We start from the raw sequence: 19,735 nt of genomic DNA on the forward strand, positions 1-19,735 counted from the left end.
GGCCCGCCCTCCCCCGGACGCCCTCACCCCGGCTCCGGCCTCACTCGGCCGCCTCCCGATAGGCCGCCGCCTCCTCCAGGTCCAGCCTGCGCAGCAGGGTGCGCAGCATCTCGTCGTCGATGTACCGCAGGTCCCGCAGCTTCACGAACACCGCGCGCTCGGCGCCGATCATCTCCCCGGACAGCCGCCGGTACGTGTCGTCGACGGTTTCGCCGGTCACCGGGTTCACCGCTCCGAGGCGTTCCCACACGGCGTTGCGGCGGCGGTCCAGGACCGTGCGCAGGCGGTCCGCGAGGGGCGGCGGGAGGGCGTTGCGCTCGTCGGCGAGGAGTTCGTCCAGGCGCTGTTCGGCGGCTCGCGAGGCCTGCGCCTGGGCGTTGGCCTCGGCGAGGGTCTCGGCCTGCTGGTCGCGGCCGGGGAGCTTCAGCAGCCGGATCAGCGGCGGCAGGGTGACGCCCTGGACGACGAGGGTGCCGATGACCGTCGTGAAGGTCAGGAAGAGGATCAGGTTGCGGCCCGGGAAGGGCTCGCCGTTGTGCAGGTGCTCCGGGATCGAGAAGGCGATCGCCAGCGAGACCACGCCCCGCATCCCGGCCCAGGCGATGACGAAGGGCCCCTTCCAGGTGGGGTTGTCCTCACGCTCGCGGATCCGCGCGGACAGCATGCGCGGCAGGAAGGTCGCCGGATAGACCCACACGAACCTCGACACGACGACCACGAGGAAGACCGCGATCGCGTACCAGGCGGCGCTGCCGCCCTCGTACTCCCCGAGGCCCTTCAGCACGACGGGCAGTTGCAGCCCGATAAGGGCGAACACCGACGACTCCAGGACGAAGGCGACCATCTTCCAGACGGCGTCCTCCTGGAGGCGGGTCGCGAAGTCGACCTCCCACGCGCGGTGTCCGAGGAACAGGGCCACCACGACCACCGCGAGCACCCCGGAGGCGTGGAACTGCTCGGCCGCCGCGTAGGCGACGAACGGGATCAGCAGGGAGAGCGTGTTCTGGAGCAGCGGCTCCTTGAGGTGGGTGCGCAGCCAGTGGATCGGCACCATGAGCACCAGGCCGACCGCGACCCCGCCGACCGCCGCGAGCAGGAACTCGCCGATGCCGCCCGCCCAGGTGGCGCCCTCGCCGACCGCGGCCGCGAGCGCGACCCGGTAGGCGGTGATCGCGGTCGCGTCGTTGACCAGGGACTCGCCCTGGAGGATGGTCGTGATCCGGGAGGGCAGCCCCACGCGGCGTGCCACCGCCGTCGCCGCGACCGCGTCCGGCGGCGCCACCACCGCGCCCAGCACGAGCGCGCCGGTCAACGAGAGGCCCGGCACGATCCGGTACGCCGCCCAGCCGACCACGAGGGTCGCGAAGAGCACGTATCCCACCGACAGCAGCGCCACGGGCCGCAACTGCGCCCTGAGGTCGAGATAGGAGCTGTCGGTGGCCGCGGAGTGCAGCAGCGGCGGCAGGATGATGGGCAGGACCACGTCCGGGTCGAGCGTGTAGTCGGGGACGCCGGGAACGTACGAGACCAGCAGGCCGACCGCGACCAGCAGCAGCGGCGCCGGAACAGGGGTGCGCCGGGCGGCCGCGGCGACCGCCGCGCTCCCCGCCACCAGCAACAGCAGTGGCATCACGTCCATGGCCCTCGCCCGCCCTCGCTCATCGTCGTGCGCCCCGCCCTCTTTTTCCGCGCGGCCGCCCGCGCGGCCGTCGTAACCTGGCAATCATGAAACAGTGCACGCACGCCGACGCGCTGCCGCACCCGGAGCCCGAGCCGCTCAGCGAGACGTGCCCGGAGTGTCTGAGGGACGGTACCCACCCCGTACAGCTGCGCCTGTGCCTGTCCTGTGGTCACGTCGGCTGCTGCGACTCCTCACCGGGACAACATGCGACGAAGCACCACAAGGACTCCGACCATCCGATCATGCGGACCCATGAACCGGGCGAGAACTGGCGTTGGTGCTTCGTGGACCATGTCCTTGTGTGACGCTGGACCCCCGGGTTCCAGGACGGTTCGACCGTCTGACGTCTGGGTACGTCAACCCGGCGCGCGTTCTTCCCAATTGGAGCCGCAGACCCCTAGACACGGAGCGTGTCCACAGTTTTACTGTGAGTGACGGCAAGGGGTTGGGGTCCCGGGGACAGGAAAGTCGAGAGCGCGGTAGCGTCACCGCTGAACCACACGTCGCGTTACTCCGGGGGGCGACCCTCGGCCCCCGTAAAGCTTGTACCACCTTGGAGGTGAGGGTGTCCCAGATCGCAGGCGAGCCCGCGACCCAGGACTTCGTGGAAGTCCGGCTGCCGGCCGCGGGTGCCTACCTGTCGGTGCTGCGGACGGCCACGGCCGGCCTCGCGGCCCGTTTGGACTTCACCCTCGACGAGATCGAGGACCTGCGCATCGCGGTGGACGAGGCCTGCGCGATCCTGCTCCAGCAGGCCGTGCCCGGCTCGGTGCTCAGCTGTGTCTTCCGCCTCGTCGACGACTCGCTGGAGGTCACCGTCTCGGCCCCCACCACGGACGGTCACGCACCGTCACGGGACACCTTCGCCTGGACCGTCCTCTCGGCCCTCGCGGGCAAGGTCTCCTCGGCCGTGGACGAGGACAAGACCGTTTCGATCAGCCTCTACAAACAGCGCGGCGCGGGACCCGGGCCGGCGTGAGGAACGGGGACGGGCCGGTGCGGGACGAAGAGCGCGGCACACGGGAGCTGCCGGCCGAGGGCGGACACCGTCCTCCCTGCCCTAGCGGCGCCGACGGTCTGGGGGACGACGGCCCCGGCGGTTCCCGCCACATGGCGGACGGCATCGACGGCATCCCCGAGCAGGCCCGGCCGCATCCGGAGGAAGACGTCGTCGACACGACGGCGACCGGCTTGCTGGACGACGGGCAGCGTGAGCGGAAAAGTGCCGTGCAGGGTGCGCCTCCGGCAGGGCGGGCCGGGGTCCTCCCGGTGCCGACGGAGGCGAGGGCTCGTGGAAGGGCGACGGGCGGGACGATGAGCGAGCACGAGCGAAACGCAGAGGACGGCGCGGCGGGCGCGAACAACACGCCGGTCCCACGGCACGAACCACAGGACCGCAGCGGGGCACGCGCCCTGTTCATCGAGCTGCGCGCCCTGAAGGACGGCAGCCCCGAGTACGCGGAGCTGCGCAACCGGCTGGTCCGGATGCACCTGCCGCTCGTCGAGCACCTCGCCCGCCGCTTCCGCAACCGCGGCGAGCCGCTGGACGACCTGACCCAGGTCGCCACCATCGGCCTGATCAAGTCGGTCGACCGCTTCGACCCCGACCGCGGGGTGGAGTTCTCGACCTACGCGACTCCCACGGTCGTCGGCGAGATCAAGCGCCACTTCCGTGACAAGGGCTGGGCGGTCCGGGTGCCCCGGCGCCTTCAGGAACTGCGCCTGTCCCTGACGACGGCCACGGCGGAGCTCTCCCAGCAGCACGGCCGCTCCCCCACGGTCCACGAGCTGGCCGAGAAGCTGGCCATCTCGGAGGAGGAGGTCCTGGAGGGCCTGGAGTCCGCCAACGCGTACTCCACGCTGTCCCTGGACGTCCCCGACACGGACGACGAGTCCCCGGCGGTGGCGGACACCCTCGGCGCGGAGGACGAGGCGCTGGAGGGCGTGGAGTACCGGGAGTCGCTCAAGCCGCTGCTCGAGGACCTCCCCCCGCGCGAGAAGCGAATCCTTCTCCTCCGCTTCTTCGGCAACATGACCCAGTCGCAGATCGCGCAGGAGGTCGGCATCTCCCAGATGCACGTCTCCCGCCTGCTGGCCCGCACCCTGGCCCAGCTCCGGGAGAAGCTGCTGGTGGAGGAGTAGCCCTCCGGCCCGGTAGAAACGGTCGGCGCCCGGCACCGGTGCGCGACCGCGCAGGCGGACAAGCTCACCGTCGGTAGCCGGCCTCGTTCCGCGGACCAGGCCGGCGATCGTCGACCGCGCCGCGGGTCGCGAGCCACCGGGGCCCACCGGATTTCCAGGCCCCACGGCTTGACGGCCCTGCGGCCACCACCCGCCCCGCGCGGCTGCGCCACTACCGGCCGCACTCGGGATCAGCGACCACGCTGGTTCACCGAAACCGCGCTCGGCGCCAGGCGCTCAGGTCGTACGGGCCCGCCCAGCGGGCTCCGGCCACCGACCGCCCCGCTCCACGGCTACTGCTCGCCGTCCTGCGCCCGTCCCGGCCCCCGGATTCCGAGTGCCTGGGTCGTCGCCGGGTTGATCAGGAGGATCAGCGCGGCCACCGCGACGACCGCGAGGGCGATGCCCGCCGGGATCGCCACGCTGTCGGCCTGGAGGAGGTTGTAGGCGACGGGCAGGGCCATGATCTGGGTGATGACCGCCGGCCCCCGGCTCCAGCTGCGCCGGCCGAGCAGCCCACGTGCGGCGAGCAGCGGCAGCAGCGCGAGGACTATGAGCGTGACACCCCCGGTGACGGCCGACTGACGGTCGTCCGGGTCTCCGGCCAGGCCCTCCACGAGCATCCAGACGCCTCCCACGACGAGCGCGAGCCCTTCCAGGGCGGCCAGGGCGGCGGCGTACGTCAGGCGCCGCGGGCGCGGACCGGCGGTCTCGGGGGCAACGGGGGTCTGCTCACTGCTCACCCCTGAAGGGTAGCCCTCGCCCCCGAAGCGCCCGCGGGTGAGGCGCGGGCAACGCACACCGCCGCGCGCGGGTTGCCCCACGCCCCCGTGGCAAGGTTCACGTACCGAAGTCTTACGTGATCCCTACCTCGAACTGTGCCCGGTACCACCCAGTAGGTACGCTGCAACCCATGCGTGCACTTCTCGTGGTCAATCCGGCGGCAACCACCACAAGCGCACGTACGCGCGATGTCCTGATCCACGCGCTCGCGAGCGAGATGAAACTGGAAGCGGTCACCACCGAGTACCGCGGCCACGCACGCGACCTGGGCCGGCAGGCGGCGGAGAGCAAGGACATCGACCTGGTCGTGGCCCTGGGCGGCGACGGCACGGTCAACGAGGTCGTCAACGGCCTCCTGCACGCCGGCCCCGCCCCCGAGCACCTGCCCGGTCTCGCCGTGGTTCCCGGCGGATCCACCAACGTCTTCGCCCGCGCCCTCGGTCTGCCCAACGACGCCGTCGAGGCGACCGGCGCGCTCCTGGACGCGCTGCGCGAGGGCAGCGAGCGCACGGTCGGCCTGGGGCTGGCCTCCGGCACACCCGGCACCGAGGACGAGGCGGTGCCGGGACGCTGGTTCACCTTCAACGCGGGGCTCGGATTCGACGCCGGTGTGGTCGGCCGGGTCGAGCAGCAGCGGGAACGCGGCAGGAAATCCACACACGCTCTCTACGTCCGCCAGGCATTGCGCCAGTTCTTCGGCGAGGCGCACCGCCGGCACGGGACGATCACCGTCGAGCGTCCGGATGCGGAGCCGGTGACCGATCTGGTCCTTTCCATAGTCTCGAACACCTCTCCGTGGACCTTCCTGGGCAATCACCCGATGTACGCGTCGCCTAAGGCCTCGTTCGATAAAGGGCTCGACGTACTCGGCCTCAGCCGTATGACGACGCCCGCGATGGCCCGATATGGCACCCAGTTGCTCACTTCGTCCCCCGAACGCGGCCCCCATGGCAAGCACGCCGTGTCCCTGCACGACCTGGACCGCTTCACCTTGCATTCGAAGGTGCCCCTGCCCCTCCAGATGGACGGCGACCACCTCGGGCTGCGTACGAGCGTGACGTTCACAGGCGTACGCCGTGCACTGCGTGTGATTGTGTGAGCAGAAGGGGCTAAAGTCCTTTCACTCGAACGTTTAGGCCAGGGTCCACCCCATGGAAGTACGGCTGTGACCTAGTCGACACCGAGGAATCAAAAAAAACTTTCCGGAAGGGGTTGTATCCGCCGCTGAGGTTTGCGAGTCTCTACGTGGCGGCCGGGACAGCCCGCAACACCAGCGTCCACAGGCCACCGGAACCCCTCTTCAATCCACAGGACCACGCCGGGGAAGACTCGGCGATCGGCCCTTCACTTGTTGAGGGATTCGTGAAAGCGTTCACATTCACAAGCAACTTGCACGTAATACCAAGGAGAGGTAGCAGCCATGGACTGGCGTCACAACGCCGTTTGCCGCGAGGAAGACCCCGAGCTCTTCTTCCCCATCGGCAACACCGGTCCTGCGCTGCTGCAGATCGAGGAAGCCAAGGCCGTCTGCCGTCGCTGCCCCGTTATGGATCAGTGTCTGCAGTGGGCGCTCGAGTCCGGTCAGGACTCCGGCGTCTGGGGTGGTCTCAGCGAGGACGAGCGTCGCGCCATGAAGCGCCGTGCCGCCCGCAACCGGGCCCGTCAGGCTTCTGCCTGACATACCCACCCCGCAAAACAGCCTGAGCTTGGCGGCGCGTACACCGCGTACGCTTCTCCCGCCCCGAGCCGCAGCGCGCAGTACCCCCGATGCGCAGCACAAAGCTGGCAACGAGCATTTGAGCCCCGGACCCCTGAACGGTCCGGGGCTTTTTGCTGTGCCCCGACCTGTGCCCCCGACCCATGTCGCGACCTGTGTCCCAGTCCGCGCCCCGCCCGTGCGCGGACCTACTTGTGCGCCTGCACCGGTACGTCCAGGATCACCCGGGTGCCGCCCTCCGGCGCCGGGACCATGTCGAACGAACCGCCCAACTCGCCTTCCACCAGCGTCCGTACGATCTGCAGGCCCAGGTTGCCCCCGGTGTGCGGGTCGAAGCCCTCGGGCAGACCGACGCCGTCGTCCTGGACGGTGACGAGGAGACGGGCCTCCTTGGTGGTGCCGCCGCGGACGGCCGAAACCTCGACCGTGCCGGTCTCGCCCTCGCGGAAGCCGTGCTCCAGGGCGTTCTGGAGGATCTCCGTGAGGACCATGGACAGCGGGGTGGCGACCTCGGCGTCCAGGATGCCGAAGCGTCCGCTGCGCCGGCCGGTGACCTTGCCCGGGGAGATCTCGGCGACCATGGCGAGCACCCGGTCGGCGATCTCGTCGAACTCCACACGCTCGTCCAGGTTCTGAGACAGCGTCTCGTGCACGATCGCGATCGAGCCGACCCGCCGTACCGCCTCTTCGAGGGCCTCCCGGCCGCGGTCGGACTCGATGCGCCGGGCCTGGAGGCGGAGCAGGGCCGCCACCGTCTGGAGGTTGTTCTTCACCCGGTGGTGGATCTCCCGGATGGTCGCGTCCTTGGTGATCAACTCGCGCTCGCGGCGGCGCAGTTCGGTCACGTCCCGTAGCAGGACCAGCGAACCGATGCGCGTGCCCTTGGGCTTGAGCGGGATCGCCCGGAACTGGATGACCCCGTCCCGCGCCTCGATCTCGAACTCACGGGGTGCCCAGCCGCTGGCCACCTTGGCGAGCGCCTCGTCCACCGGGCCCCGGGTGGGGGCGAGTTCGGCGGTGGTCTGGCCCAGCGGCTGGCCGACGAGGTCGGAGGCGAGGCCCATGCGGTGGTAGGCGGACAGCGCGTTCGGGGAGGCGTACTGGACGATGCCGTCCGCGTCGAGGCGGATCAGGCCGTCGCCGACGCGCGGGGCCGCGTCCATGTCCATCTGCTGGTTGGGGAACGGGAAGGAGCCGGCCGCGATCATCTGCGCCAGGTCGGACGCGCTCTGCAGATAGGTCAGTTCGAGCCGGCTCGGGGTGCGGACGGTCAGCAGGTTGGTGTTGCGCGCGATGACGCCGAGGACGCGCCCCTCCCGTCGTACCGGGATCGACTCGACGCGGACCGGGACCTCCTCGCGCCACTCCGGGTCGCCCTCGCGCACGATCCGGCCCTCGTCGATCGCCGCGTCCAGCAGCGGACGGCGGCCGCGGGGGACGAGGTGACCAACCATGTCGTCCTGGTAGGAGGTGGGGCCGGTGTTGGGCCGCATCTGGGCGACGGAGACATAGCGGGTGCCGTCGCGGGTGGGGACCCACAGGACGAGGTCGGCGAAGGAGAGGTCGGAGAGCAACTGCCACTCCGAGACCAGCAGATGCAGCCACTCGAGGTCGGAGTCGTCGAGGGCGGTGTGCTGGCGGACCAGTTCGTTCATGGAGGGCACGGGTGCGAGCGTACCTGGGGGTATGTGAGTGACCTAAAAACGCCGTGCGCCGACGGGTTCCGGGCCCGGGAACACCCGCGGGCCGCGGCGCCTGGGAAGGACCCTCAACCTTCCCGGCACCGCAGCCCGGAGCAATATCGGCCGTGGGGTGTGCGGTCCCGGTCGGCCGAGATGAGGATCCGGGGCAGTCAGGGCAGAGAGCTCCGGTTCCTCGGTCCGCCTTCCTGTGCGGGGAAGACGGAGGTCACGCGTTCAATTGTGGACTAGACCACTAGGTGTGTCCATGCGGTGGAGCCTGTTTGTTGTTGGAGCTTTCCCTCTCGGGAGTTCACCTAGTCGGACGCCCTACAACCTCCACGCAGCCTAACGCGTGTGGGTTCATGTGCGGGGCCAGATGGCCAGGGCAATTTCCGCGACGGCCTCCAGGTCCTGTCGGCTCGCGCCGTCGCGCGCCTGTTGGGACATGCCCTGGATCACCGCCCCGACGCACCGGGCCAGCGCGGCGGCGTCGGTCCCGGCCGGCAGCTCCCCCGCCGCGATGTCCGCCCTGATACGGCTTTCGAAGGCGGCGATGTTGGCGTTGCGACGCCCGCGCAGCGACTCCTCGACCTCCGGGGTGGAGCAGTTGGTGGCGGCGTGGATGACGAGGCAGCCGTGCGGATGGCCGGGGGCCGTGTACGCGACGGCGGCCTCCCGCAGCATCCGCTCCACGGCGGCCCGGGCGGTGGACTCCTCGGCGAGCGCGCGGTCACCGAAGGAGCCGTACCGGACCCCGTACTCCCTGACGACCTCCTCGAACAGCGAGCGCTTGTCGCCGAAGGCCGCGTAGAGGCTGGGGGCCCCGATGTCCATGAGGCGGGTGAGGTCGGAGACGGACGTGGCCTCGTATCCGTGCTGCCAGAAGGCCAGGATCGCCTTCTCCAGGGCGGTCTCGCGATCGAAGGACCGCGGGCGTCCGCGGGGCTTCGCTCTCCTGACCCCAGGCTCTACCTGCGTTTTCGTCTCCTCGCTGCCCACCATGGAGTGAATTGTATAGCGGGTACTAGAGAAAGGCCGTGGAGACCCTGTACGGTTTTTTCTGTATCGACCGCTAGAGAAATAAGGGGCGACGGCATGGGCGTGCTCACGGGCAGGACGGCTCTGGTGACGGGGGCAAGCAGGGGCATCGGGCGGGGCATCGCCGAGCGCCTCGGACGGGACGGCGCACGGGTGGCGGTGCACTACGGCAGGAGTGCGGCGGCGGCGAAGGAGACGGTCGCCGCGATCGAGGCGGCCGGCGGCTCCGCCTTCACGATCGGGGCGGAGCTGGGGACCCCCGGAGCCGTCGACGCTCTCTGGGAAGAGTTCGACCGCCACGCGGACGGGCTGGACATCCTGGTGAACAACGCGGGAATCGGCTCCTCGCGCCCGATCGAGGAGATCGACGAGAGTGAGTACGACCGGCTCTTCACGGTCAATGTGAAAGCGCCGTTCTTCCTGGTCAAGCAGGGGTCGATACGCCTGCGGGACGGCGGTCGCGTCATCAACATCTCCTCGGGACTCGCCCGCACCGCCGCCATGCCCCACAACATGGCCTACGCCATGACGAAGGGCGCGCTGGACGTGTTCTCCAGGGATCTGTCCAAGATCCTGGGCGCCCGGGGCATCAGGGTGAACTCGGTGGCACCCGGCCTGGTCGACACCGACAACACCGCCGCGTTCCTGCACGGCAGCGAGGACGGCTGGGCGCAGGCGGAGGCCTACTCGGCGCTGGGGCGGGTGGGGACCCCGGCCGAGGTCGCGGACGTGGTGGCGTTCCTCGCCTCGGACGAGGGGCGATGGGTGACCGGGAGCTGGGTGGATGCCACAGGGGGGTCGATGCCGTGAGCCTCCCGGCGGGGCTCGTGCGTCTCAGTCTCCGTCTCCGTCTCCATCACCTTCGCCGGGGCGGGCGGTGCGTCCGGGTCCCGACCGCGGATGATGGTGAGGTGGCAGTCCTTGAGGAGGCGTCCTGACGGCCTCGGGGACCTGGGCCGCAGGACCCGATTCTGTTAGATTGGTCTAAACCACATGGGCCGTACCGGGGTCCGGTCGAGCCCTCTCTGTTCAGACCGTTGCTACAGATCAGACCCTTCCCTCAGATCGGCAGGCCCAGCGTGGAAGTTGTCATCGTTCCGGACGCCAAGGCGGGTGGCGAGCTCATCGCCGAGGCCATGGCCCAGCTGCTCCGGCGCAAGCCCGACGCCCTCCTCGGCGTGGCCACCGGCTCCACCCCGCTGCCGATCTACGAGGCCCTGGCGGCGAAGGTGCGGTCCGGTGCCGTGGACGCCTCGCGGGCGCGGATAGCCCAGCTCGACGAGTACGTGGGGCTGCCGGCCGAGCATCCGGAGTCCTACCGTTCGGTGCTGCGGCGCGAGGTGCTGGAGCCGCTGGGGATACCGATGGCCTCCTTCATGGGGCCGGACGGGACGGCTCAGGACATCATCGGTGCGTGTCAGGCGTACGACTCGGCGCTGGCCGCTGCCGGGGGCGTGGATCTGCAGCTGCTCGGGATCGGGACGGACGGGCACATCGGGTTCAACGAGCCGTGTTCGTCGCTGGCCTCGCGGACCCGGATCAAGACGCTGACCGAGCAGACGCGGGTGGACAACGCGCGGTTCTTCGAGGGGGACATCTCGCAGGTGCCGCACCATGTGATCACTCAGGGGATCGGAACGATTCTCGAGGCCCGGCATCTGGTGCTGCTCGCGACGGGTGAGGGGAAGGCGGACGCGGTGGCGGCGACGGTGGAAGGGCCGGTCGCCGCGGTGTGTCCCGCGTCGGCGCTTCAGCTGCATCCGCATGCGACGGTGGTCGTGGATGAGGGGGCCGCCTCGAAGTTGAAGCTGGCGGACTACTTCCGGCACACGTTTGTGAACAAGCCTGACTGGCAGGGGATTTAGGGCGGGGACCCGTCTGCCGGGTTCGAAGACAGGTGCCGGTCCCCTCGAAGGGAACCGGCACCTGTCCTGTCCTGTCCTGTCCTTAAGGACCTACTCCCCCGCGATGACCTCCGCTGCCGCCCTGCCGCACACCCTTGCCGCGCCGTGGGTCGCGATGTGCAGGGCTCCTCGGGCGGGGGCCTGAGGGAGGCCCATTTCGATCACGATCGTGTCGGGGCGGGTGCGGAGGACGGTGTCGAGGGCCGCCCCCATCCAGGGGTGGCGGTGTTCGTCGCGGACCACGGCCACGATCCGGCGGGGGCCGGCCGCGGCCAGGGTGGCCAGGCCCGCGTCCTCGCCGGTGAAGCTGCCCGTCTCCGTGCCGGGGAGCAGGCGGGCGAGTTCGGCGGCGACGCCCCAGGGCGTCTCGTCGCCGACGGCCACGTTGGCGACCGGGGTGAAGGCGGCGACGTAGGGAGCCGTGGTGAGGGGGGTGAAGCCGTCGGCGCCGGTGATGTGCAACGCCCTTCGGGCCGCGCGCAGTCCCACCTCCTCGTCGGCCGGCAGCTGCGTGTCGGCTGCGCCGGCGGCCGTCCAGTGGGCCAGCGTGCGGACGCGTTCCGCCGCTTCCGCGAGCCGTTCCTCGGGGAGGTCGCCCGAGCGGACCGCCGAGACCAGGGCGTCGCGCAGGCGCCGTACCGTCTCGTCGTCGGCCAGGCCGCCGCCCACGCAGATCGCGTCGGCGCCGGCGGCGACGGCCAGGACGCTGCCGCGTTCGATGCCGTAGGTGCCGGAGATGGCCTGCATCTCCATGCCGTCGGTGACGATGAGGCCGGTGTAGCCGAGTTCGCGGCGCAGGAGGTCGGTCAGCACCTTGTGGGACAGGGTGGCCGGGAGGTCCGGGTCCAGGGCGGGGACCAGGATGTGGGCGGTCATCACCGCGCGGGTGCCGGCGGCGATGGCCGCACGGAAGGGCCGCAGTTCCCGCTCCAGGAGGACCGACTCGTCCACGTCGATGCGCGGCAGGGCGTGGTGGGAGTCGATCGCGGTGTCGCCGTGGCCCGGGAAGTGCTTGGTGCAGGCGGCGACGCCCGCCGACTGCAGGCCGGTGACGTAGGCCGCCGTGTGCCGGGCGGCCAGTTCGGAGGCGGCGCCGAAGGAGCGGACGCCGATCACCGGGTTGGACGGGTTGGAGTTCACGTCGGCCGACGGGGCCCAGTTGAGGTTGACCCCGCAGGCCGCGAGACGGCGGCCGAGTTCCGCGGCCACCGCGTGCGTCAGTTCCACGTCGTCCACCGCGCCGAGGGCGTGGTTGCCGGGGAAGGACGAGCCGGTGCCCACCTCCAGGCGGGTCACGTCACCGCCCTCCTCGTCGATGGCGACCAGGACGTCGTCGCGTTCGGCGCGCAACTGGGCGGTCAGGGCGGCCAGTTGTTCCGGGGAGGTGATGTTGCGGCCGAACAGGCCGACCGAGGCGAGGCCCTCGCCGAGGCGGCGCAGCAGCCAGTCGGGGGCGGTGGTGCCGGTGAAGCCGGGCTGGAGGACGGTGAGGGCGTCCCGTGTGAGGGTGTCGGTGCCGCTGGCGAATGTCGTCATCGGGGCGTTATCCCTTCACGGCGCCCGCGGTGAGACCCGCGGCCATCTTGCGCTGGACGAGGAGGAAGAGGACCACGATCGGCACGGCCATCATGGTGGAACCGGCCATCATCGGGGCGTATTCGGTGCCGTGTTTGGTGGTGAAGTTGCCGAGCCAGACGGTCGCGGTCTGGTTCTTCTGGCTGAGCAGCATGAGGGCGTAGAGGTACTCGTTCCAGGCCTGGACGAAGGCGTAGACCGAGGTGGCGACCATGCCGGGAGCCAGCAGCGGGAAGACCACCCGCAGGAAGGCGCCCGTGGGCGAGCAGCCGTCGACCATCGCCGCCTCCTCCAGCTCCTTCGGGATGTTGACGATGAAGCCGCGCAGCGTCCACACCGTGAAGGGGAGGATGAAGGTCAGGTAGGTGATGATCAGACCCGACAGCTTGTCGTACTGGTCGAGGTCGTTCAGCAGCAGGAAGACCGGGATGATCATCGCGATCAGGGGGACCATCTGGACCGCGAGGATGCCCACGATCACGACCTTGCGGCCGCGGAAGGCGAAGCGGGAGATGGCGAGGGCGGCCAGGGTGCCGACCACGATGCCGATCGCCACGACCGAGAGGGAGACGATCAGGCTGCGGCCGACCGGGCCCCAGAAGTCGGCGATGTCCAGCGCGCGGCTGAAGTTGCCCAGCGTCAGTCCCGTCGGCAGCAGGCTCGGGTCCGGGTCGATGGCGTCCTTCGCCGGCTTGAACGCCGTGTTCAGCATCCAGTAGACGGGGAATCCGGCGGTGGCGAAGACGAGGAGACCGAGGAGGTTCCAGCCGGCCTTCGACCTCCGGCGCCCCGCGGGAGCGAGCGTGCTCATTCGACCTCTCCGATCTTCAGCATCTGGCGCATGTACACGGCGACCACTCCCAGCAGCAGAAGCACGGTGATGAGGGCGATCGCCGAGCCCTGCCCGTAGTCGTTGACCACGAACGCGCGGTCGTACGAATACGTCGGCAGGATCTGGAACTCCGGCTCCGGGTGGCCGCCCCGCATGACGAACACCTGGGGGAAGACGCCCATGTCCCAGATGACCGAGAGGGTCGTGAGCATCACGATGATCGGCTTGAGGATCGGCAGGGTGACGTGCCGGAAGACGCCCCAGGCGCCCGCGCCGTCCAGGCGGGCCGCCTCCTCCAACTCGGCGGGGACCTGGGTGAGTCCGGCGCTGAGGGTGATGACGACGAAGGGCACCGCGCCCCAGACCACGAGCAGCATGATCACGGCCAGGCCCTGGGGCCCGCTGGCGAACCAGTTGTGGCCGATCATCTCGACGCCGGGCAGCTTGCTGAGCAGCGCGTTGAGGATGCCGTAGTCCGCGTCGAACAGCCACTTGAAGACCGTGGTGGCGACGATGATGGGCATGCCCCAGCTGGCCACCAGCGCGATGTTGACGAGGGTCTTCACCCAGCCGGAGACCCGTTGGAGCAGGAGCGCGATCAGCATGCCGGCGACCATCGTGAAGATGACGCAGCCGGCCGCGAAGACGATCGTCCGGACGACGACCGCCCAGAACTCGCCGTCACCGAGGACGGCGGTGAAGTTGTCGAAGCCGATCCACTGGGCAGGCAGGAAGCCCCACAGCTGGGACTGCCCGAACTTCTGGAAGGACAGGGTGACCAGGCGGACCAGTGGATAGCCCATGACCAGGCCGAGGATGAGCAGGCAGGGCGCGAGCAGCAGCCACGGGGTGGCGCCGGACCCCCGCCTTCTGCGGGGCGTCGGCGGTGCGGACGGCGGTGGTACCGACATCAGCGGCGGCACCTCGGTGGGGGTGGTGGTGTCTGCGGCACTCATCGCGTGCTCCTCAGCGGTCCCTCTGGTCGTACGAAACCGACGTCGCATGGGTCGTACGAAGGCGAAGCCCGCACGGCGTACGGGAACGAAGCCCGCACGGCCGTACGGGAGGCAGGGCCCCGCCGTACTCAACGGGGCCCTGCCTCAGGTCACTTGTTGTTGATGACCTTGTCGATCGCGGCGTCCGCCTCCTTGGCGGCGTCCTCGACCGACTTCTTGCCGGTGCCGATGCTCTGCAGCATGTTCTGCAGGACCTGCGCCTTCTCGACCTGACCCCAGCCGGGCGCCATGGGGACGAACCAGTTGGCCTCGGCCGCGGTGGCCGGGACCGCGGTCGCCGGGTCGTTCTTCAGGGTGGCGAGGTCGGTCTTGTTGTTGGGCAGGTTGCCCTTGGCCATCAGGCCCTTCTGACCGGAGGGACCGGTGAAGGCGTTGATCCACTCGGCGGCGACGGCCTGCGCCTTCGACTTCACCGGGACCGCGAGGTCCGAACCGCCCAGGAACACGGGCAGGTTCTTGCCGGACGGACCCGGCATCACGAAGTTCTCGAGGTTGTCCTTGAGCTTGCCGGTCTTGTCGTTCTTCGGGTCGGCGGAGGTCGCACCCTCCCAGGCCGCGCCGAAGATCATGCCGGACTTGCCCTGGCCGTAGACGATGTAGCGGTCGGACTCGTCCTTGGTCTTGTCGCCGTGCATGTACCTGTCGACGACGTTCTTGAACTCGGTGAGGCCCTTGACGGACTCCGGCGAGGAGAGGTTGCCCTTCCACTGGCCGCCGTCCTCCTTGGCGATGGAGCCGCCGGCGTCGTAGACGAAGGACATGGCCGCGTACCAGTCACGGGTGGGCTGGTACCAGGCGGAGAACTTGTCGCCCTCCTTCTTCTGGACCTTGTCCAGGGCGGCGGTGAGCTCCGCGTAGGTCTTCGGGGTGGACTTGACGCCGACCGAGGCGAAGACGTCCTTGCGCCAGTTGCCGACGCGGCCGCCGGCGTAGTACGGGACGCCGTAGGTCTTGCCGTCGTAGGTCACCGAGGCCTTGAGTCCGTCGAGCCAGGCGGACGAGTTGGTGAACTTCGAGGTGTCCAGGGGCGCGAAGGCCCCCTTGACCATGTAGCCCAGCATCTCGGTGTTGCCCATCTCGACCACGTCGGGGGCCTTGTCGGTGGCGAGGACCGCGTCGAGCTTGGTGTTCTTGTCGGGCCAGCCGTAGTACTCGTGGTTGATCTTGATGCCGGGGTGCTTCTTCTGGACCGCCGCGTCCGCGGCCTTCACCAGCTGCGGCCAGTTGTTCTGGGCGTCGACGGTGAGCCAGACGGTCAGCTCCTTGGCGTCCGTGCCGCTGTTGTCCGAACTTCCGCTGTCGCTGCCCCCACACGCCGCGACGGTGACCACCATGCCCGCGATACCGATCGCGGCTATCAGCTTGCGCTTCACGCCACCCTCCTCAGGGATGCCCACACCTCCCGCCCACAGGCCGGGACCTGGACCAATGGTGTAGACCAGTAGGGGGAGCTTGGACCAGACCATGAAGCCTGTCAAGAGTGCTCGAAACGGCCCTGACCAGCCGTTATGCGACCTACATATGCAGGAACCATTAGTAAAGAAGCCAGCGAAAACAGTGGCGGCGGAGTACTGTCGTCCGCTAGACCACTTCCCCCTGTGGACTAGACCAAAAGAGGCGGCGACGGTATACAGAAGGGATCACGATGTGACCCGCATCCGGAGCCGGGAAGGCAGACCATGAGCAGCGACGTCAGCAGTGCGGAGACCGAGGGCGGGGCAGGCGTCCGTACCGCGCGCGTGCCCAAGTACTACCGCCTGAAGAAGCACCTGCTCGACATGACGGAGACCCAGTCGCCCGGCACGCCGGTACCGCCCGAGCGCACGCTCGCCGCCGAGTTCGACACCTCCCGCACCACCGTGCGCCAGGCCCTCCAGGAACTGGTGGTCGAGGGGCGTCTGGAGCGCATCCAGGGCAAGGGCACCTTCGTCGCCAAGCCGAAGGTCTCGCAGGCGCTGCAACTCACCTCCTACACGGAGGACATGCGCGCCCAGGGCCTCGAACCCACCTCGCAGCTGCTCGACATCGGCTACATCACCGCCGACGACCGGCTCGCCGAGCTCCTCGACATCACCGCCGGCGGCCGGGTGCTGCGCATCGAGCGCCTGCGCATGGCGAACGCCGAGCCGATGGCCATCGAGACGACCCACCTCTCCGCCAAGCGCTTCCCGGCCCTGCGCAGGTCCCTCGTCAAGTACACGTCCCTGTACACGGCGTTGGCCGAGGTCTACGACGTCCACCTCGCCGAGGCCGAGGAGACCATCGAGACCTCCCTGGCCACCCCGCGCGAGGCCGGCCTGCTCGGCACCGACGTGGGCCTGCCGATGCTGATGCTGTCCCGCCACTCCTTCGACAAGAAGGGCGAGCCGGTGGAGTGGGTGCGGTCGGTCTACCGGGGCGACCGGTACAAGTTCGTGGCCCGCCTGAAGAGGCCGGTCGACTGATGCACGCCCTGTAGCGCAACCACGCTTCCTGCTCTACGGTCCTCCCGGCTCCGTCTGGACGGGAGGACCGCCCCGTGCGTACCGCGAACGTCCGAACCATCCCATCCGGACCCTCGTCGCCCTGGTCGGCGCCGCCGGCTGGTCCGTGCTCGCGCTCGCCCGGGGCGAGGACGTCTCCGCCGCCTGGATGGTCGCGGCCGCCCTCGGGTCGTACGCGATCGGCCACCGCTGCTACGCGAAGTTCATCGCGTACAAGGTCCTGAAGGTCGACGCGACCAGGGCCACCCCGGCCGAACGCCTCGACAACGGCTTCGACTTCCACCCCACCGACCGCCGCGCCCTGCTCGGCCACCACTTCGCCGCGATCGCGGGCGCCGGTCCACTCGTCGGCCCGGTACTGGCCGCGCAGATGGGCTGTCTTCCCGGCACGGTCTGGATCATCGCCTCCTCAACGGCCGTCCTCGCGCCGCTGATCGTGGTGGTGATCGCCGACGCCCTGCGGGTCTGCGTCCGGCACGTCCACCGTCCCGCACTGTCCACGCTCAGCGAGGCGCCGTACGTCGAGTCGAGGATCCTGGCCACGGCCGGGCTGGTCCCGACCCGCGCGGAGAAGGAGGAGGCGCGCGATGAGGTCGCTGCGACGGGCGTTCAGGGCCGTGCGCTTGGTACGTCCGGGAACTGACCGACGAGTCAGCGTACGACCGCTGTGTCGCCCATGTGCGCAAGGACCACCCGCGGGCGCCGGTGCCGACGCGGAAGGCGTTCGAGCGCATGAGGACGGACCGTCAGGAAGGAGATCCCCGCCAGGGATTCCGCTGCTGCTGATGCTGCTGCCGGTACTGATGCCGGTGCTTCACAGAATCGACATACCGATATGCGGACGAGGTCTTCCGCTCACCTGACACCGTGACCTACATTGCCTGCGCGTTACAGGTGATCAGCGAGGGGACGGAGCCGCGGAATGTCGGACACACCTGAAGTGAGACCACCGGCGGTGACACCGATGCGGGTGGTCATCGCCCTCTGCCTGCTCGCCCCGTTCGTGGCGATGCTGTGGGTCGGCTCGTACGCCAAGGCCGACCCCACGTTCATCGGCATCCCGTTCTTCTACTGGTACCAGATGCTGTGGGTGCTGATCTCCACCGCGCTGACGATGACCGCCTACCAGCTCTGGCAGCGTGACCAGCGCGCCCGTCGGGGAGGTACCAAGTGAACGACGGCGTCAACGGCGTGGCTCTCACCGTCTTCATCCTCTTCTTCCTGGCCGTCACGGTCCTGGGCTTCCTGGCCGCCCGCTGGCGCAAGGCCGAGAACGAGCACAGCCTCGACGAATGGGGCCTGGGGGGCCGGTCGTTCGGCACCTGGGTCACCTGGTTCCTGCTGGGCGGCGACCTCTACACGGCGTACACCTTCGTCGCGGTGCCCGCGGCGATCTACGCGGCGGGCGCGGCCGGCTTCTTCGCGGTGCCGTACACCATCCTGGTCTACCCGCTCATCTTCACGTTCCTGCCCCGCCTGTGGTCGGTCTCCCACAAGCACGGGTACGTGACGACCTCGGACTTCGTGCGCGGCCGCTTCGGCTCCAAGGGCCTGTCGCTGGCGGTGGCGGTCACCGGCATCCTCGCGACCATGCCGTACATCGCGCTCCAACTGGTCGGTATCCAGGCGGTTCTCGACGTCATGGGTGTCGGCGGCGGCGAGAACACCAACTGGTTCGTCAAGGACCTGCCGCTGCTGATCGCGTTCGGTGTCCTCGCGGCCTACACCTACTCCTCGGGCCTGCGCGCCCCCGCGCTGATCGCGTTCGTGAAGGACACGCTGATCTACATCGTCATCGCGGTGGCGATCATCTACATCCCGATCAAGCTGGGCGGCTTCGACGATGTCTTCGGCGCGGCGAGCGAGAAGTACACGGCGGCCAAGGCGGGCGGACTGGTTCCGCTGGAGGCGGGCCAATGGACCTACGCCACGCTGGCGTTGGGCTCCGCGCTCGCCCTCTTCATGTACCCGCACTCGATCACCGCGACGCTCTCCTCGCGCAGCCGTGAGGTGATCCGCCGCAACACCACGATCCTGCCGCTGTACTCCCTGATGCTGGGCCTGCTCGCGCTGCTCGGCTTCATGGCGATCGCGGCCGGGGTCAAGGTCACCAACCCTCAGTTGGCGATCCCGCAGCTCTTCGAGGACATGTTCCCCGACTGGTTCGCGGGCGTGGCCTTCGCGGCGATCGGCATCGGCGCGCTGGTCCCTGCGGCCATCATGTCGATCGCGGCCGCGAACCTCTTCACCCGCAACATCTACAAGGACTTCATCAAGCCGGACGCGACGCCGGCGCAGGAGACCAAGGTCTCCAAGCTGGTCTCGCTCCTGGTGAAGGTCGGTGCCCTGGTCTTCGTCCTCACCATGGACAAGACGGTGGCCATCAACTTCCAGCTCCTGGGCGGCATCTGGATCCTGCAGACCTTCCCGGCCCTGGTCGGCGGCCTGTTCACCCGCTGGTTCCACCGCTGGGCCCTGCTCGCAGGCTGGGCGGTCGGCATGATCTACGGCACGGCCGCCGCGTACGGAGTCGCCTCTCCGACCCAGAAGCACTTCGGTGGCTCGGCGAAGGAGATCCCGGGCATCGGCGAGATCGGCTACATCGGCCTGACGGCGTTCGTGCTCAACGTCGTCGTCACGGTGGTCCTGACCTTCGTACTGAAGGCGCTGAAGGCCCCCGACGGCGTGGACGAGACCAGCCCGGAGGACTACACGGCGGACGCGGGCGACCCGGGGGTCGAAGTGGAACTCCCGCCGGCCACCGCGAGTACGACCCACTAGTCACGGTGTGCACGGGCCGTCGGAGTTCTCGTCCGGCGGCCCGTTGTCGTACCCGTCGTGCA

Annotated in this window: 18 protein-coding genes and 2 pseudogenes; 12 read left to right on the forward strand and 8 right to left on the reverse strand. The window is 69.4% G+C overall.

What is annotated here, in order from left to right; translation table 11 throughout:
* Window positions 1-40: 40 nt before the first annotated feature.
* Window positions 41-1,639: a Na+/H+ antiporter gene (locus RKD20_RS15025; RefSeq protein ID WP_424878177.1), complete on the reverse strand. Its 1,599-nt coding sequence runs from the start codon at window positions 1,637-1,639 to the stop codon at window positions 41-43.
* An 86-nt stretch (window positions 1,640-1,725) separates the two neighbouring features.
* Here RKD20_RS15025 and RKD20_RS15030 point away from each other — a divergent pair, with 86 nt between their 5' ends.
* The 3 genes from RKD20_RS15030 (at window position 1,726) to RKD20_RS15040 (ending at window position 3,823) form a co-directional block, all read left to right on the forward strand.
* A complete protein-coding gene (locus RKD20_RS15030) occupies window positions 1,726-1,986 on the forward strand; it encodes a UBP-type zinc finger domain-containing protein (RefSeq protein WP_037712043.1) in 261 nt (86 codons plus the stop codon).
* A gap of 260 nt (window positions 1,987-2,246) precedes the next feature.
* A complete protein-coding gene (locus RKD20_RS15035; RefSeq protein ID WP_004925829.1) occupies window positions 2,247-2,660 on the forward strand; it encodes an anti-sigma regulatory factor in 414 nt (137 codons plus the stop codon).
* Window positions 2,661-2,677: 17 nt separating this feature from the next.
* A complete protein-coding gene (locus RKD20_RS15040; protein WP_424878178.1) occupies window positions 2,678-3,823 on the forward strand; it encodes an RNA polymerase sigma factor SigF in 1,146 nt (381 codons plus the stop codon).
* Between the two features lie 332 nt (window positions 3,824-4,155).
* On the opposite strand, the gene RKD20_RS15045 is transcribed toward RKD20_RS15040, so the two are convergent.
* A complete protein-coding gene (locus RKD20_RS15045; RefSeq protein WP_424878179.1) occupies window positions 4,156-4,605 on the reverse strand; it encodes a hypothetical protein in 450 nt (149 codons plus the stop codon).
* Window positions 4,606-4,775: 170 nt separating this feature from the next.
* Between RKD20_RS15045 and RKD20_RS15050 the strand changes: the two genes are divergently transcribed.
* Window positions 4,776-5,744, forward strand: a complete 969-nt coding sequence (locus RKD20_RS15050; RefSeq protein WP_424878180.1) for a diacylglycerol/lipid kinase family protein — start codon at window positions 4,776-4,778, stop codon at window positions 5,742-5,744.
* 321 nt (window positions 5,745-6,065) lie between these two features.
* Complete coding sequence (locus tag RKD20_RS15055) at window positions 6,066-6,323, forward strand: WhiB family transcriptional regulator (RefSeq protein ID WP_006142322.1); 258 nt, start codon at window positions 6,066-6,068, stop codon at window positions 6,321-6,323.
* A gap of 227 nt (window positions 6,324-6,550) precedes the next feature.
* Here the strand turns inward: RKD20_RS15055 and RKD20_RS15060 are convergent, their stop codons facing one another.
* Window positions 6,551-8,017, reverse strand: coding sequence for a sensor histidine kinase (locus tag RKD20_RS15060; protein WP_424883221.1), 1,467 nt, complete (start codon window positions 8,015-8,017; stop codon window positions 6,551-6,553).
* Between the two features lie 387 nt (window positions 8,018-8,404).
* Window positions 8,405-9,046, reverse strand: coding sequence for a TetR/AcrR family transcriptional regulator (locus RKD20_RS15065; protein WP_424878181.1), 642 nt, complete (start codon window positions 9,044-9,046; stop codon window positions 8,405-8,407).
* Window positions 9,047-9,139: 93 nt separating this feature from the next.
* Between RKD20_RS15065 and RKD20_RS15070 the strand changes: the two genes are divergently transcribed.
* Together RKD20_RS15070 and nagB are read left to right on the forward strand one after the other, a co-directional pair.
* Window positions 9,140-9,892, forward strand: coding sequence for an SDR family oxidoreductase (locus RKD20_RS15070; protein WP_424878182.1), 753 nt, complete (start codon window positions 9,140-9,142; stop codon window positions 9,890-9,892).
* 269 nt (window positions 9,893-10,161) lie between these two features.
* Complete coding sequence (gene nagB / locus RKD20_RS15075) at window positions 10,162-10,947, forward strand: glucosamine-6-phosphate deaminase (protein ID WP_020119839.1); 786 nt, start codon at window positions 10,162-10,164, stop codon at window positions 10,945-10,947.
* A gap of 90 nt (window positions 10,948-11,037) precedes the next feature.
* Here the strand turns inward: nagB and RKD20_RS15080 are convergent, their stop codons facing one another.
* The 4 genes from RKD20_RS15080 to RKD20_RS15095 form a co-directional block, all read right to left on the reverse strand.
* The gene (locus tag RKD20_RS15080) at window positions 11,038-12,522 is read right to left on the reverse strand and encodes a glycoside hydrolase family 3 protein (RefSeq protein WP_424878183.1); all 1,485 of its coding nucleotides are present in this window, start codon (window positions 12,520-12,522) and stop codon (window positions 11,038-11,040) included.
* A 7-nt stretch (window positions 12,523-12,529) separates the two neighbouring features.
* Window positions 12,530-13,372, reverse strand: coding sequence for a carbohydrate ABC transporter permease (locus RKD20_RS15085; RefSeq protein WP_424878184.1), 843 nt, complete (start codon window positions 13,370-13,372; stop codon window positions 12,530-12,532).
* Window positions 13,369-14,349, reverse strand: a complete 981-nt coding sequence (locus RKD20_RS15090) for a carbohydrate ABC transporter permease (RefSeq protein WP_424878185.1) — start codon at window positions 14,347-14,349, stop codon at window positions 13,369-13,371. Before RKD20_RS15090 ends, RKD20_RS15085 begins: the two co-directional genes overlap by 4 nt.
* 149 nt (window positions 14,350-14,498) lie before the next feature.
* Window positions 14,499-15,782: an extracellular solute-binding protein gene (locus RKD20_RS15095; RefSeq protein ID WP_424878186.1), complete on the reverse strand. Its 1,284-nt coding sequence runs from the start codon at window positions 15,780-15,782 to the stop codon at window positions 14,499-14,501.
* 306 nt (window positions 15,783-16,088) lie between these two features.
* Here RKD20_RS15095 and RKD20_RS15100 point away from each other — a divergent pair, with 306 nt between their 5' ends.
* The 5 genes and pseudogenes from RKD20_RS15100 to mctP all read left to right on the forward strand — a co-directional run bounded on the left by RKD20_RS15100 (window position 16,089) and on the right by mctP (window position 19,673).
* On the forward strand, window positions 16,089-16,853 hold the full coding sequence (locus tag RKD20_RS15100; RefSeq protein WP_031038935.1) for a GntR family transcriptional regulator: 765 nt from the start codon (window positions 16,089-16,091) through the stop codon (window positions 16,851-16,853).
* Window positions 16,854-16,927: 74 nt separating this feature from the next.
* Window positions 16,928-17,298, forward strand: a pseudogene (locus RKD20_RS15105) (carbon starvation CstA family protein); the annotation flags it as partial.
* Between the two features lie 181 nt (window positions 17,299-17,479).
* Window positions 17,480-17,678: pseudogene (locus RKD20_RS15110) on the forward strand (YbdD/YjiX family protein).
* 136 nt (window positions 17,679-17,814) lie between these two features.
* Complete coding sequence (locus RKD20_RS15115; protein WP_424878187.1) at window positions 17,815-18,066, forward strand: DUF3311 domain-containing protein; 252 nt, start codon at window positions 17,815-17,817, stop codon at window positions 18,064-18,066.
* Window positions 18,063-19,673 (forward strand): monocarboxylate uptake permease MctP, encoded by a 1,611-nt coding sequence (gene mctP, locus RKD20_RS15120; RefSeq protein ID WP_424878188.1) that lies wholly within the window; start codon window positions 18,063-18,065, stop codon window positions 19,671-19,673. The genes RKD20_RS15115 and mctP overlap by 4 nt, the downstream gene beginning before the upstream one ends.
* Window positions 19,674-19,735 lie beyond the last annotated feature (62 nt).

Source organism: Streptomyces sp. SLBN-8D4 (assembly GCF_049739545.1).
In the GTDB taxonomy this organism is placed as follows: domain Bacteria; phylum Actinomycetota; class Actinomycetes; order Streptomycetales; family Streptomycetaceae; genus Streptomyces; species Streptomyces canus_C.

What these genes read in the sequence shown, in the direction of transcription:
- RKD20_RS15100 (WP_031038935.1), top strand. Translation starts at nt 16,089, where the DNA reads ATGAGCAGCGACGTCAGCAGTGCGGAGACCGAGGGCGGGGCAGGCGTC.
- RKD20_RS15090 (WP_424878185.1), bottom strand. Translation starts at nt 14,349, where the DNA reads ATGAGTGCCGCAGACACCACCACCCCCACCGAGGTGCCGCCGCTGATG.
- RKD20_RS15055 (WP_006142322.1), top strand. Translation starts at nt 6,066, where the DNA reads ATGGACTGGCGTCACAACGCCGTTTGCCGCGAGGAAGACCCCGAGCTC.
- RKD20_RS15070 (WP_424878182.1), top strand. Translation starts at nt 9,140, where the DNA reads ATGGGCGTGCTCACGGGCAGGACGGCTCTGGTGACGGGGGCAAGCAGG.
- RKD20_RS15085 (WP_424878184.1), bottom strand. Translation starts at nt 13,372, where the DNA reads ATGAGCACGCTCGCTCCCGCGGGGCGCCGGAGGTCGAAGGCCGGCTGG.
- RKD20_RS15065 (WP_424878181.1), bottom strand. Translation starts at nt 9,046, where the DNA reads ATGGTGGGCAGCGAGGAGACGAAAACGCAGGTAGAGCCTGGGGTCAGG.
- RKD20_RS15030 (WP_037712043.1), top strand. Translation starts at nt 1,726, where the DNA reads ATGAAACAGTGCACGCACGCCGACGCGCTGCCGCACCCGGAGCCCGAG.
- RKD20_RS15050 (WP_424878180.1), top strand. Translation starts at nt 4,776, where the DNA reads ATGCGTGCACTTCTCGTGGTCAATCCGGCGGCAACCACCACAAGCGCA.
- RKD20_RS15060 (WP_424883221.1), bottom strand. Translation starts at nt 8,017, where the DNA reads ATGAACGAACTGGTCCGCCAGCACACCGCCCTCGACGACTCCGACCTC.
- RKD20_RS15080 (WP_424878183.1), bottom strand. Translation starts at nt 12,522, where the DNA reads ATGACGACATTCGCCAGCGGCACCGACACCCTCACACGGGACGCCCTC.
- RKD20_RS15025 (WP_424878177.1), bottom strand. Translation starts at nt 1,639, where the DNA reads ATGGACGTGATGCCACTGCTGTTGCTGGTGGCGGGGAGCGCGGCGGTC.
- RKD20_RS15115 (WP_424878187.1), top strand. Translation starts at nt 17,815, where the DNA reads ATGTCGGACACACCTGAAGTGAGACCACCGGCGGTGACACCGATGCGG.